Origin of the sequence: Streptomyces sp. NBC_00273 (genome assembly GCF_036178145.1) — a bacterium.
Taxonomy (GTDB): domain Bacteria; phylum Actinomycetota; class Actinomycetes; order Streptomycetales; family Streptomycetaceae; genus Streptomyces.
In genome coordinates, this window is record NZ_CP108067.1 from 8,836,663 (window position 1) to 8,850,419 (window position 13,757).

At 70.7% G+C, this 13,757-nt stretch carries 11 protein-coding genes; 5 read left to right on the forward strand and 6 right to left on the reverse strand.

Annotation, left to right across the window (positions count from 1 at the left end):
• Positions 1-22: 22 nt before the first annotated feature.
• Both OG386_RS39590 and OG386_RS39595 read left to right on the forward strand, forming a co-directional pair.
• Complete coding sequence (locus OG386_RS39590) at positions 23-388, forward strand: hypothetical protein (RefSeq protein WP_327387400.1); 366 nt, start codon at positions 23-25, stop codon at positions 386-388.
• A gap of 139 nt (positions 389-527) precedes the next feature.
• A complete protein-coding gene (locus OG386_RS39595) occupies positions 528-1,232 on the forward strand; it encodes a GNAT family N-acetyltransferase (RefSeq protein ID WP_328792157.1) in 705 nt (234 codons plus the stop codon).
• 2 nt (positions 1,233-1,234) lie between these two features.
• Here the strand turns inward: OG386_RS39595 and OG386_RS39600 are convergent, their stop codons facing one another.
• Positions 1,235-1,840: a hypothetical protein gene (locus OG386_RS39600; protein ID WP_328792158.1), complete on the reverse strand. Its 606-nt coding sequence runs from the start codon at positions 1,838-1,840 to the stop codon at positions 1,235-1,237.
• A gap of 232 nt (positions 1,841-2,072) precedes the next feature.
• On the opposite strand from OG386_RS39600, the gene OG386_RS39605 reads away from it, so the two are divergent.
• Positions 2,073-2,804, forward strand: a complete 732-nt coding sequence (locus OG386_RS39605; RefSeq protein WP_328792159.1) for a hypothetical protein — start codon at positions 2,073-2,075, stop codon at positions 2,802-2,804.
• A gap of 97 nt (positions 2,805-2,901) precedes the next feature.
• Here OG386_RS39605 and xdhC read toward each other — a convergent pair whose 3' ends face one another.
• The 5 genes from xdhC to OG386_RS39630 all read right to left on the reverse strand — a co-directional run bounded on the left by xdhC (position 2,902) and on the right by OG386_RS39630 (position 10,778).
• Positions 2,902-3,825, reverse strand: a complete 924-nt coding sequence (gene xdhC, locus OG386_RS39610) for a xanthine dehydrogenase accessory protein XdhC (RefSeq protein WP_328792160.1) — start codon at positions 3,823-3,825, stop codon at positions 2,902-2,904.
• Between the two features lies 1 nt (position 3,826).
• Positions 3,827-6,241: a xanthine dehydrogenase molybdopterin binding subunit gene (xdhB, locus tag OG386_RS39615; RefSeq protein WP_328792161.1), complete on the reverse strand. Its 2,415-nt coding sequence runs from the start codon at positions 6,239-6,241 to the stop codon at positions 3,827-3,829.
• Entirely contained in the window at positions 6,238-7,707 is a 1,470-nt protein-coding gene (locus OG386_RS39620; RefSeq protein WP_328792162.1) for a xanthine dehydrogenase small subunit, read from the reverse strand. Before OG386_RS39620 ends, xdhB begins: the two co-directional genes overlap by 4 nt.
• A gap of 502 nt (positions 7,708-8,209) precedes the next feature.
• The gene (locus OG386_RS39625; RefSeq protein WP_328792163.1) at positions 8,210-9,460 is read right to left on the reverse strand and encodes an esterase/lipase family protein; all 1,251 of its coding nucleotides are present in this window, start codon (positions 9,458-9,460) and stop codon (positions 8,210-8,212) included.
• A 691-nt stretch (positions 9,461-10,151) separates the two neighbouring features.
• Positions 10,152-10,778 (reverse strand): hypothetical protein, encoded by a 627-nt coding sequence (locus OG386_RS39630; protein WP_328792164.1) that lies wholly within the window; start codon positions 10,776-10,778, stop codon positions 10,152-10,154.
• Between the two features lie 457 nt (positions 10,779-11,235).
• Here OG386_RS39630 and OG386_RS39635 point away from each other — a divergent pair, with 457 nt between their 5' ends.
• Together OG386_RS39635 and OG386_RS39640 are read left to right on the forward strand one after the other, a co-directional pair.
• On the forward strand, positions 11,236-11,916 hold the full coding sequence (locus OG386_RS39635; RefSeq protein WP_328792165.1) for a hypothetical protein: 681 nt from the start codon (positions 11,236-11,238) through the stop codon (positions 11,914-11,916).
• A 198-nt stretch (positions 11,917-12,114) separates the two neighbouring features.
• Positions 12,115-13,626: an MFS transporter gene (locus OG386_RS39640; protein ID WP_328792166.1), complete on the forward strand. Its 1,512-nt coding sequence runs from the start codon at positions 12,115-12,117 to the stop codon at positions 13,624-13,626.
• The last annotated feature ends 131 nt before the right edge of the window (positions 13,627-13,757 follow it).

The following is a 13,757-nucleotide window of genomic DNA, read 5'->3' on the forward strand; positions in this document are numbered from 1 at the left end:
GGCGCCCAGGAAGGAACGTCCCGTGATCCGCATCCGTCACGCCGCCGCTCTGGCCACCATGGCCGTCACCGCCCTCGCCATCGCCGTGAGCCCCGCCTCGGCGGCACCCGGCGACACGCTCACCATGTGCTCCAGCACGCTCACCCCGGACGGCTGGGTGGACGCCCAGTGGTGGAACAGCGGCGGGTGCGGCTCCGGCTTCACGCCCAACACCAAGCAGATCAAGGACCTCAGAGGCTACCCGGTCGGCACCGAGGTCGCCGCCTGTGCGTCCACGTGGCCGCCCGCCGGCTGGACCATCACCAACACCTACTACTCGAGCGGCTGTCGCTACTCCGCCGTTCCCAGCTTCAACCCCAACACCTGGACCCTGAAGCGCACCTCCTGACCTCGGGGCGCGGGCGCCGTGGTCGGCCGATGGCACCGGTCGGGTCGGGCGGCGCCGGTCGGGTCGGGCGGGTGGTCCCTACGGCGTGTCCCTCGCCGTAGGGCCGGTCCGGCCCGCCCCGGCTGCCTACCGTGGTCCCATGAGCGCACGTCCAGCAGCGCAGTTGGCCGGGTACGGGATCCGGTTCGCCCGGCCCTCCGAGTCGGGGGCGGTCGCCGCGCTCCTGGCCCGCGCCTTCGCCGACGACCCGGTCATGGCATGGATGATCCCCACCGCCGACCGGGAACGCGGGCTCGCCCGCTACTTCCGGCTGGCCCAGCGGCAGCAACGACCCCGCACCGGTGCCGTCCGGGTCGCCGCGACGGGCGAGGGGCGGCTGCTGGCGGCCGCGCTGTGGTCCGGGCCCGGGCGCTGGAAGCCCTCCGCGGTAGCGGAGTTGGCGGCGTTCCCCCGGTACGCGAGCATCTTCGGCCTTCGCGGCATGCCGCGGGCCGGGGAGGTCCAGAACGCCATGCACGAGGCCCATCCGCAGCCGCCGCACTGGTACCTGCCGTCCGTGGGGACGGACCGGGGCCTCCAGGGGATGGGAGTCGGGTCGGCGCTGCTCGGCCAGCAGCTGGCCGACTGCGACCGGCTCGGGCAACCCGCCTACCTGGAATCCAGCAACGTCACCAACCTTCCCTTCTACGAGAAGCTGGGCTTCCGCATCACCGCAGAGATCCGGCTTCCGGAAGGCGGGCCGACCCTCTGGCCGATGTGGCGGGACCCCGGCCCCACCGCCGCAAGCGCGACCCGCAAGGACGCTTCCCGCGGGTCGTCCGAGCGGCGCGGGCCGACGCGTTGAACTCAGATGCGCTGCGCGGTCAGCCTCTTTCCGTCCGCCCCGAGAACCAGCACGTTCCTGGCGGTACCCTTCCGGCCGTGATCGCCGTCCCACCACTCGAGGAAGCTCCGGGCCAGCGATTCGGATTCGGGCATTCCGGAGCCTGTCGAGTAGTCCGTGCTCAACTCGACGTCGTAGTCGTGTTCGGTGAGTTGGGCTACGGCCAGTCCGCGGGCGTGGTCGACTTGCGGCGCTTCACCCTTGGCGCGGGCCCAGGCGCGGAACCGCTCCAGCATCTCCGCATCCGGGGTCCGCTTGATCACGGGGCCGGTGGGCAACTGCTCGGGGACGTTGGCGACGCCGTGGAGGCAGCCGCGCACCCAAGCGCCACGATCCGTCTCGGCATCGCCGCCCGCCTGCAGGGCCCGGCGCGTACAGCCACCCCATACGGTCTCGCGCACTGCCGCCCCCTTGCCCGAGGAGTCGTAGACGGCCTTGCCCGCGGTGTGTCCGGCACGATAGGCGACCACGTACGCGGGTGCGGCGGACGAGCGGGACTCGGGCGCAGGCCCGTCGGAGGGCTCACTGCTCCCGCAACCGACCAGGCCGGCCAACGCGGCGACAGTCATCACGAGTAACCGGCCTGAGCGCTGATTCACTGTTCCCCCTCGATGCGGACCCGTACCCGATGAGACGGCCGCCCGGGCCCATTGGTCGCACCTGTCGGACATCGTTTCGCTCGCCCCGTGAACCGGCGACCCACAAGAACCCTGACGATCCGGATGGAACGGACACCGCCGCCCGCGATGTCTCACGTACGGCATCTGGTCAGTCACCCGGCGTCAGATCTATCGTGAGGCAATGACGGCACACAGTCCGGGGGCGCCCGGCGGCGTGGAGCGGGGCGAGTCGGGGACGACGGACGTGGTGCTGCGGGCGGGCGGCGCCTCCTGGCTCACCGTGCCGCGCTCGCTGGGGAGCGCCGCGCTGACCGCGCTCGGTACGGGCCTTCTCGGACTCGCCCTCGTCCTGCCGGTGGCGGTGTTCGTGCTCTTCTCCGGCGCCGGCTGGGCCGCGGTGGGGGTGGTGGCCCTCTGGATGGTGTCCGCAGCCGTCGTGGCGGGCTTCGCGGGCGCACTGGCCGTGGCCTGCTTCCGGGTGTACCGGATCAGGTTCTCCGCCGTCGGCGATCCCCCCGCAGTGCGCCTGGTGCGCGGCTTGGGGAGCGGTCCGTGGCGGCCGATGGAGGAGCCGGACCGCCTGCGCCTGGAGCAGGAGATCGAGGAGCCGTACGCCGGGGACCCCCTCCCCGCCACCCGCGTCCTCACGCTGCGCCTGATCCGGGACGACTCCGACGTCTGCAGGGCCGTCCTCCTGCCGGACACCGACGCCCGCCAGCTCCTCGCCGCCTTGGAACAGGCCCTGGGGCCGGCCGTCCTGCTCGAACTCCACGTCAAGCGCACCACCCGCCCCGCACCCCGGCGCCGCCCCCGCAATCGCGGCCGGGGCGGGCCCTCCGGCATCGGCATCAGCGGTGCCGGGGGCTACAGCTGCGGCGGCAGCAGCGGCTGCGGCGGAGGCGGGGGCGGCTAGTTGGCACGGTGTTCCCTCCAGCGGTTTCCATGCGTGCCCACTGGGCGTCAGTCAGAGACACTCCGGTCCAACGATCCGGTGATCCGAAAGGAGCGCCCTAGCGGATACCGGAGCGTACGCGGACCCCGGGGACCGCGGGGGCCTTCGGGACCTCGCGGACCTCAGGGGCCGTCGGGGCCTTGGGGGCCTCGGCAACCGTGCTCGGCAGCGCCCCGGGGCGGTCCTGCTCGAAGGTCCGGAGCAGGTCCGCCGCCACGCTCACCGCGATCGTGGCCGGCTCCTTGCCGGTGATCTCGGTCATACCGATCGGGGTCTTGATCCGGTCGATCGTGGCGGCGTCGTGGCCGCCCTCGGTGGCCAGGCGCTTGCGGAACCGAACCCACTTGGCGGCCGACCCGATCAACCCGATCGAGCCGAGACCGGCAGTGCGCAGGGCGGCGTCGCACAGCGCGGCGTCCTCGGCGTGATCGTGGGTCATGATCAGGACGTGGGCGCCGGGCGGCAGCTCCGCGAGCACCTCCTCCGGAAGCAGCGGCGTGTGGTGCACGTGGATCTGCGCCACCGCATCCGCGAGCACACCGAGTCGTTCCTCGGTGAGCATGTCGGAGCGGGTGTCGATCAGGTGCAGATCGAGGTTGTGGCGGGCCAGGATGCGGGCCAGCTCCAGTCCGACGTGTCCGACGCCGAAGACGGCCACCGCCTGGACCACCGGCAGGGGCTCGAGGAGCAGGCTGACGGCGCCGCCGCAGCACTGCACGCCGTGGGGCCCGATGACCTTGTCGTTGAGGGCGAACTCCATCAGTTCCGGCTCGGGATCGGGCTCGACGTTCAGCTGGCGGGCCCGGTCGATGGCGACGGCCTCGATGTTGCCGCCGCCGATCGACCCCCAGGTCTCGGTCTGTCCCACGACGAGTTTGGCACCGGCCCCACGGGGCGCGTGGCCGCGCACGGTCGCGACGGTCACGAGCACGCCGGGCTCCCGGCGTGCTCGCAACCGCGTGACCGCGGCGATCCAGGTCATGTCAGGCATTGCTCAAAGCACTTGTGTCGCTACGGATCTCGCTGCCGCCCAGAGCGTGGCCGTTGCCGCCCCGCACGTCGTCGTTCTTCTCGCGGGCCGCTTCGATCGCCCAGTAGACCGCTTCCGGGGTCGCGGGGGCGGCGAGCTCCACACTGACCCCGGCGGGCCCGAACGCCGCGGCGGCCTGCCGCAGCGCCTCGCGGACGCAGAACGCCAGCATCAGCGGAGGCTCACCGACCGCCTTGGACCCGTACACCGCGCCCTCTTCGGTGGCGTTCTCCATGAGCGTGACGTTGAACTCGGCGGGCATCTCCGAGAAGCTCGGCAGCTTGTAGGTGCTCGCGGCCTGGGTCAGCAGCCGGCCGCGGTTCGGCCCGTCACTGGCGTCCCAGCGCATGTCCTCCAGCGTCAGCCAGCCCGCGCCCTGCACGAAACCGCCCTCGACCTGACCGATGTCGATCATCGGGGACAGGCTGTCGCCGACGTCGTGCACGATGTCCACCCGGCGGATGCGGTACGCGCCGGTGAAGCCGTCCACCTCCACCTCGGCCGCGGCGGCGCCGTAGGAGAAGTACTTGAACGGCGAGCCCCGGAAGGCCTTCGCGTCCCAGTGCAGCCCCTCGGTCCGGTAGTAGCCGGCCGCCGACAGCTGAACGCGCTGGAAGTACGCGGTGTGCACCAGGTCGTCCCAGGCCAGCTCCTTGTCGCTGCCCAAGGTGCGGGCGACACCGTCGACGATGCGCACGTCCGAGGCGTTCGAACCCAGCTGGCTGGCGGCCACCTGCAGCAGCCGCGCGCGCAGCTGCTCGCACGCGTTCTTCACCGCGCCGCCGTTGAGGTCCGCCCCGGAACTGGCGGCAGTGGCAGAGGTGTTGGGCACCTTGTCGGTGCGCGTGGGGGCCAGCCGCACCTTGTGCAGCGGGATGCCCAGCGTGGTCGCGGCCACCTGCAGCATCTTGGTGTGCAGGCCCTGACCCATCTCGGTGCCGCCGTGGTTGATCAGGACGGAGCCGTCCTTGTAGATCAGCACCAGCGCGCCGGCCTGGTTGAAGGCCGTGAGGTTGAACGAGATGCCGAACTTGATGCCGGTGATCGCGAGAGCCCGCTTGGTGTGCGGGTGCGCGGCGTTGAAGGCCGCGATCTCGCGCTTGCGGTCGGCGACGCCGCCGTCGTCCTCGACCTGCTGCCAGACGCCGGCGATACGTTCCGCCTGCGGGACCGGCTGGCCGTACGGCGTCGACTGACCGAGACCCGGCTGGTAGAAGTTGCGCTTCCGCAGCTCCATCGGGTCCAGGCCGAGCAGCGGCGCGACCCGGCCCAGGATGTCCTCGATCACCAGCATGCCCTGCGGTCCGCCGAAGCCGCGGAAGGCGGTGTTGGAGACCTTGTTGGTCTTGGCGATGCGACCGGCGACCCGCGCGTTGGGGATCCAGTAGGTGTTGTCGATGTGGCACAGCGCACGGGCGCAGACCGGCTCCGACAGGTCCAGGCTCCAGCCGCCGTCCGCGGTCAGCGTGGCGTCCAGCGCCTGGATGCGGCCGTCGGCGTCGAAGCCGATCTTCCAGTCGGCGTGGAACCCGTGCCGCTTGCCCGACATGGTCAGGTCCTGGGTGCGGTTGAGCCGTACCCGGACCGGCCGGCCGGTCAGCTTGGCGCCGAGCGCGGCGACGGCCGCGAAGCCGTGCGGCTGCATCTCCTTGCCTCCGAAGCCGCCGCCCATCCGCAGGCACTGCACGGTCACCTCGTGGCTGTGCAGACCGAGGACGTGCGCGACGATCTCCTGGGTCTCCGAAGGGTGCTGGGTGCTGCTCTGGATGAACACCTGCTCGGCCTCGTCGATGTAGGCCAGCGCGGCGTGCGTCTCCAGGTAGAAGTGCTCCTGGTCGGAGAACTGGAACTCGCCGGTGAACACGTGCGCCGAGTCGGCGAAGCCGGCGTCGACGTCACCGGTCACCATCACGGGCCGGGCACCGTGGAAGCTCTCGGTTGCGATCGCTTCCTTCAACGTGATCACGGAGGGCAGTTCGTCGAGGTCCACCTCGACGGCCGCCGCACCGAGCCGGGCCGCCTCCAGGGTCTCGCCGAGCACCCAGGCGACCGCGTGGCCGTGGAACATGACCTCGTCGGGGAACAGGGGCTCGTCGTGCTTCATGCCGGCGTCGTTGACGCCGGGCACGTCGGCGACGGTCAGCACGCGGACCACACCGGGCACGGCGAGCGCGGGCTCGGTGCGCAGCGCGGTGATCCTGCCCCGGGTCTTCATGACCTGGACCGGGTAGGCGTGCAGCGTGTCCTTGGTGCGGTACACCAGGTCATCGGTGTAGAGCGCGGTACCGGTGACGTGCAGTACGGCACTCTCGTGCGGCATGGAGACGCCGACTACCGGCTTCTCGGGACGCTCGGACAAATGGCTCATGAAGACACCGCCTCGGTGGTGTGCGCGTGCAGCTTCAGCAGGCTCTGGCCGAGCATGGCGGAACGGTAGACGGAACTGGCGCGGTGATCGCTCATCGGCGTGCCCTCACCCCGCAGGACCCGGGCCGCGGCCTCGACGGTCTCCGCCGACCACGGCTTGCCCTCCAGGGCGGCCTCGGTGGCGAGGGCACGGATCGGGGTGGCGGCCACGCCGCCCAGACCGATGCGTGCCTTGCGGACGATTCCGCCCTCGATGTCGAGCGCGAATCCGATCGCCACGCTGGAGATGTCGTCGAAGCGCCGCTTGGCGATCTTGTGGAAGGCCGTGACCGGCGACAGCGGCAGCGGGATGCGCACCGCGCGGATCAGTTCATCGGGGCGGCGCACGCTCTGCCGGTAGCCGGTGAAGTACTCCGCGAGCGGTACGACGCGCTCACCGTCGGCGTCGGCGAGCACCAGCGACGCCTCCAGGGCGAGCAGCACCGGCGGGCTGTCACCGATGGGGGAGCCGGTACCCAGATTGCCGCCGAGGGTGCCGCTGTTGCGGATGAGCCGGGAGGCGAACTGCGGGAACAGCTCGGCCAGTAGCGGGACGTCGCCGTCGAGGCGGCGTTCGATCTCGGTGAGCGTCACCGCCGCCCCGATCTCGATGTGGTCGGATTCGACGCGCAGCTCCCGGAGCTCGGGCAGCCGGTCGATGGCGACCACGTACGCCGCCCGGCGGGAGCGGATGTTCACCTCGACGCCGTAGTCGGTGGAGCCGGCGACCACGACCGCGTCGGGCCGCCCGCGCAGCAGCTGCAGCGTTTCGGCCAGGGTGTCCTTCCGCAGGAACGTGGCGCCGTCCTGGGTGTACTCGGTGGCGACCGGAGCGGGCGGGTCCTGCTCGCGCCGCTGTGCCAGGGGGTCGTCCTCGGCGGGCTCACCGACCGCGAAGGCGGCGTCGCGGATCGGGCGGTAGCCGGTGCAGCGGCACAGGTTGCCGCTCAGCGCGTGCAGATCGAAGCCGTTCGGACCGTGCTCGGCGTGGGCGTCGGCGCCGTCGGCGGGCTCCGCGTGCGCGCAGCGGTCGGGCCGGTAGTACTCGGAGGCCATGCTGCAGATGAACCCCGGTGTGCAGTACCCGCATTGGGAACCGCCGCGGACCGCCATCTCCTCCTGTACCGGGTGCAGCGTGGGTCGTGTACCGGGTTCGCCGACCGTGGCGAGACCTTCGGAGGTGATGATCTCCTGGCCGTCCAGTGCCGCGGCCGGCACCAGACATGCGTTGACGGCCACCCAGTCGGTGGGCTTGTTCACGCCGGGACGGGCCACCAGGACCGAACAGGCGCCGCACTCACCCTCGGCGCAGCCCTCCTTGGTGCCGGTGAGGCCACGCTCGCGCAGGAGATCGAGCACAGTGGTGTGGGGTGCAGCAGGGGAAAGCGGTGTCTCTTTCCCGTTGACGGTGATCCGCGCCGCTACCATGGCACATCCTCATTTCCGCGCATGGTCGAGCTGATTATGCTAGTAGCCATTTCAGGGGCTTTCTATTTCGCTGGCGCAGCCCGGGGAGAATCCGGAGCGCGACTCGGCACGCGACGACGTGCCGCAGGCGGTGTGAGAAATCGAAAGATGCCGGGGCCGCAGAAGGGCACGCCGGAGAAGAGGGCTGTTCAGCAGCCGTGTGCTACGAGACCCGGAGTCCAGGCGACCTGATGGGCGGGGCGGTGCAGTTCGGAGATGATCGACATCCGACTCCGCCTCCTTCCATCAGTTCACGGTCCGGTCCGCTCGAAGTTACGTTGCCGCAGGTCCATCGGTCAAGCGGCCGTGCGGAGACCATTTGGTCCGCCGAAAGCCGGAGCGAGGGCGGGCGGCGGCGCGGCCGTGCTCGACGCGCCAGAGCCGCTCATCACCGTACGGCGATGAGCGGCGCCTCCTCCGCCGGAGAGCCCCTGGCGAGGCAGCGGGTCAGGAGGTCAGCAAGTCAGGAGGTCTGGAGCTTCTCCATGATCCACTCGCCGAGTTCCGCGGTGATGACCGTGTGTCCCTCGTTGTCGCTCGCGCACATGAAGTGGTCGAGCTCGCTGGAGGCGGGGTCGATCTTGCTGTAGAGCGCGTCGCGGTCGTCGATCTCACCGGCCGCCACGGCGCTGACACTCGGTACGAACGTGGTCGCGTTGTACGTGAGTTCTGCCGGCTCGCCTTCGAGGAGTCCGGCCAGCATGGCGGCGGTACCGAAGTTCGCGGGCCGGCCCGGCAGATTCAGGGCCTCGGGGAACAGCCCACCGGGAGCGCCGTCGATGTCGGGCAGACCGCTGGTGGTGATCCGGATCTCGGGGTCTCCGGTCTTCTTCAGGATGGCGACGACCTGCTCTCCCGTGTCCTGCGTGTCGAGGCGGGTGCCCGTCAGCTCCGCACCGGTGGTGCGCATCGCCGTCACGCCGGCCGGGATGTTGTTCCCGGCACCGGTGCCCGTGCCGTTGGCGACCCCGAGCCGCCGCACGCCGGGGGGCCAGCTACCGACCCGCTCCAGCTCTGCGAGGAAGTCGGTGCGGGCCCGGTCCTGGCCGGCCTGCGCGGTGACGGTCTCGATGTGCCAGCGCAGCAACTGCCGGGCGGCCTGGCTGTTGACCATCCGCGAGAAGCTGCTGAGGAGTTCGCCGAATCCGGGGAGGGTGCCCCAGTTGTCCTTCACGAAGTGCGCGAAGGCCTGTACCGAGATGGGCAGCCAGGCTCCGTTGTGCGGGGTGTCGTAGGAGAGGTAGGTCGCGGTCTCGTGCTCGTGACCGTCGTGGTGCATTTTGGCGAGGGCGTACCGGGTGACCAGTCCGCCCATGCTGAATCCGCCGACCGTCAGCTTGGCGGTCCCTTCGCGGTCGGCGATCGCCTTTTCGATGCACTGGATCGCCACGCGGGCGTTGTCGGTGATGGACGCGGACCGCTCGTCGAAGCCCAGGAGCACCAGGTCGAAGCCGGCCTCCTTCAGCTTGGAGACGAAGGGGTACTCGCCGTTCTCCAGGCCGTTCCACAGGGCGTCGGGATCGCTCTTCCCGGACGAGAAGCCGTCGGCGAGGATCACCGGCTTCCTGACACGGGTCTGGCCCGGATTGCTGTAGAACACCCAGGCGGTTCCCCCTGTGAGGGGCCAGACGGTGTCCCACGCGGATGCCCTGGGGTGGTGGGGCTGTGCGCCCGGGATGGTGTTGTCCCAGATGCTCACAACAGGCATGGACATGTAGTCCGGCTCCTCTGATTCGTGGTGGGGTCGGGCCGCGTCACCGGTGAGGCCGCGACTGGCGGCGCGAAACGGGCGCGGGGCGGGCTGCAAGGGACAAGGGCCTCATGCCGTCGTCATGTGCGAACCGGAACCATGATCCCGAAGCCGGTACCCCAAAACCACCGAATCCCGACCAAGTCACTCGTACGTGGAATCCGGTTACCTTGCAGGTCACAGGGGTGGAAGGGAAGAAACGATGATGCTGGCCCGACACGGTCCCGCAGGGATGCGGAGGTGCGTAGGGGCGTTCGGCCGTGCGCCGTGCGCCGTGCGGAGGTGCGCGTGGGCCCGCCCGGTGGTGATGCGGCGTGACCGTAGCCGCTGGTCGTCGACGCGGCGCGACCCGAAGGCGCTGTGGGCGACGCTCTTGATCTCGGCTCCGGGGCCGGGTGACGGCCGAGCCCTCCGCCCGGGTGGGGAACGGCCCCGCAGGCCGGGCGGGTCCGCGCCGTTCCGTCGGCGGTGACCGGCTGTTCCGGCGGCAACGTGGTGTCGTTGGGCGAGCCCGTGGCTCCTGGGCGATCGTATGCTGCACGAACGGGAACGATCATCCAAGCCACGGGCCCGCCGCGTGCGGGGCCCCGCCCCGTGCGGGCCGGCGGAACGTCCCGCTCGCACGGGAAGTCCCGCAGGACCGTGTTCCGGAGGATCAGGCCTGCGGCAGTTCGCCGACGGCCGACCGACGGCCTCCGTAGGAGGTGACCAACGCGTCCGCCACGGCGGCCGCGTCCGTGTCGGCCACGTCCGCCGGGTACTCCGGCAGCAAGTCGTCCCAAACGACCATCCACGAACCGTACAGTTGGGCTTGCCCCTCGGGGCGGGCGAAGAACCAGACGTGCAGATGCGCGCCACCGTCCCCGAGGCGATAGACGTGGGCCCGCGCGATGTGCGGCAGGGCTTGCACATGGCGGGCGATGTGGGTGGTGAGCACACCCAGTTCGGCCGCCAGTTCGTCGGGCAGATCCGCAAGGTCGAAGTGATCGCGTGGATGCAGCATCAGCACCAGCGGCACACCGACCCCCTTGATGCGGGTGAGCCGCCAGCGGTCGTTGAGCCAGATCCCTTCGTCCCGGCTGCGGCACGCGTTGCAGTCCGCCGGGTCCTCGCCGTGGCGCGCGGGTTCGGGCAGGACCGGCGGGTGCAGCGGCGCGACGCGCAGGCCGTCCGGCTCGAACGGACTGATCTCCCACCCCGTCATGCGGGCCAGTGGGAGCCGTTGCTCACCATCCGCAGCGGAACGCGCGTGGGCGTAGAACTCTTCAGGTCGCAAAGCCATGATCGAAGACTACTGTTGTTCGACGGAAACCAGTGCCTAGATATACGCAGCGTCACCATCCGCCGGGCCTGCTAGCACCTTCACATCGCTCACTTCCGAGATCGCGTACGCGTCGCGCACGCGAAATCGGCGGCGCCCTACCAGGGTTAAGAGCAGATCAACTGAACCTTAAACGTGCCTGTGGTCTCCTCGCCCCGCGTCGATCAAGACCAGCGGTATGAGTGCCGCACACCTGTCGACTCCCCTCAGCCTTGGGGTCGTGACCTGCTTCTTTGCGCGTCGTCCCCTGAGTTACGAGCCCCGTGGTGGGGCGCGGCGCAGCGCCCCAAACCTCCTCACGGTCTGTTTCGTAAAAAGGCAACAGGTCTGAACTTGCCCGGGAAGTCGGCCGTATGCAGGACGTCAGGGGGGCAACGTCCATCGGATCGAGGAGTGTCAGGTGTCCAGGAAACGGACCATGAGTCTCAAGAAGAAGTTCGTGCTCTCCGCCGTCGCGGGAGCGCTGGTGATCGGCGGAGTCGCCGCCACGGTGGCGATCGGCAACGCCGCCGTTCCCGACGTCGTCTGCCAGGGGTCGACGGTGACGTTGTCGGGTGAGGCGGGTGCGCCGGCGGCGAGTAGTGGGACGTTCCCGGTGGGGACGAAGTTGAAGGTGACCAATCTGGACAATGGTCAGTCGACGACGGTGGCGGTGAGCGGTCCGTCGGGTAGTTGTGTGCTGTTGAACAATGCGGCGTTCGAGAAGGTGCGGGAGCCGGGGAAGAACTTGATTCGGCGGGCGCGTATCGAGCGGGTGGACGGTGGTGGTGCCGCGGCGGCTCCTGCCGCTCCTGCGGCTCCTGCGGCGGGTGCGTCGGGTGGGGCGGGTGTGAAGGTGCCGCCGGCGACTGGTGAGGTGGTGTGCCAGGGGTCGACGGTGACGTTGTCGGGTGAGGCGGGTGCGCCGGCGGCGAGTAGCGGGACGTTCCCGGTGGGCACGAAGCTGAAGGTGACCAATCTCGACAACGGTCAGTCGACGACCGTGACGGTGAACGGCCCGTCGGGTAGCTGCGTGCTGTTGAACAACGCCGCGTTCGACACGGTGCGGGAGCCGGGCAAGAACCTGATCCGGCGGGCGCGCATCGAACGCGTCGGCTGAGAGACCGGAGCCCGTTCGGGCGACCGAAGCTACGGCGGGGCACGGTGCATGCCGTCCCCGCCGTAGTGCCAGCCGTCGACGACCGCCCCGACGGCGCGGGCTCGTGCACGACGAGTGGACAGGGGCGGACAGGACTGAACCGTCCTCGCCCCCGCCGGGCATGGAGAGTGGACACCGTCCGCGTCGAGTCTGTGCGCCATGAACCTTGGACGTACGAAGGACGGGCCCGCCGCCCCGCCCCGCCAGGGGGCCGTACTCGCGGCCCTGGCCGCAGCGCAGTTCACCGTGATGCTGGCTACCTCGATCGTGAACGTGGCGCTGCCGCAGATCCGGTCCGGAGTGGGCCTGTCGGACGGCGGCACCACCTGGGTGGTCAACGCCTACGGCCTGGCGTTCGGCGCGCTGCTCCTGGCCGGGGGCCGGGCAGGTGACCTGCTCGGTCGCCGCCGGGTGCTGCTCGCCGGCCTCGCGGTGTTCGCGGGGGCCTCGCTGGCCGCGGGGCTGGCCGGCTCTCCGGGCCTGCTGATCGCCGCCCGCGCCGTGCAGGGCGCCGGCGCCGCAGCCGTCGCCCCTGCCGCGCTCGCCCTCGCGATGAACCTGTTCCCGTCCGGCCCGGGCCGGGGCCGGGCCCTGGGCGTGTGGGGCGCCGTCTCCGGCGCCGGAGGAGCGGGTGGCGTGCTGCTGGGCGGCGCGCTCACCCAGGCCTGGGGCTGGCCCTGGATCTTCCACGCCGTCGCGCTCGGGACGGTGCTGGTCCTCTTCGCCGTGGCGACGCTCGTGCCCCGGGCCGCCGACCGTGGATCCGGGCGGTTCGACTTGTTGGGTACCGTCACCGTCACCCTCGCCCTGATCTGTCTGGTGTGGGGGCTGACCACCGCCCGCGGTGCCGGATGGACCGACGCCCGGGTGCTGGGTTCTCTCGGCGCCGCCGCCGTGCTGCTCGCGGCCTTCTGCGTGATCGAGCGCCGCCGGCCGAACGCGCTCGTACCCCCCAGGCTGTTCACGACCGGCCGCGTCGCCGCGGGCAACCTGCTGATGGCGCTGCTGGGGTCCGTATGGATCGCCCTGTTCTTCTTCCTGCCGCTCTACCAACAACAGGTCCTCGGCATGAGCCCGCTGGCCACCGGGGCGGGCCAACTCCCGCTCGCCGTGGCGAACATGCTCGGCGCGGTGGTGGCACCGCGCATCGCCCGGGCCATCGGTGCCACGGCGACCGTCACCGCCGCCCTGCTGACCGAGGCCGCCGGCCTGTTGTGGTTGTCGTGGATGCGGGCGGACGGAAGCTACCTCGTCGACGTCCTCGGACCGAGCGTCCTGGTCGGACTGGGCCTGAGCATCGCCTTCGTCCAACTCACCGCGCTCGCCGTGGACGGCGTACCGCGGCAGGACACCGGACTCGCCGGCGGACTGGTGAACACCACCCGACAGGTCGGCGGCGCGATCGGACTCGCCGCCCTCGCCACCCTGGCCGGCTCCATCACCACCCACACGGCCACCACCCAGCCCCCACTACAAGCACTCACCGCGGGATACCGGGCCGCCTTCACCGCCTCCGCCGCGGTCCTCGCCACCACCGCACTCCTCGCACTGTTCCTCACCCGCGCGAACGGCCGCTCACGCCGCCCCCGCGGTGTAGTCCCGCCCCCTGCGCCCGCATCCCCTGCACCGCCCCAACAGGGCCTGGCGGCCGACCGCGCACCCGCCTCCTGACCCGCACCAAGAACCGACAAGAACCGACAAGAACCGATGGGAAACCGGCAACGGCGTCCGTGCACACCGTCGACCAGAGGTCCGGCGTAGACAGCCAGTCGCTTGCCGGCCCCCCGCCCCAGATGGAGGTC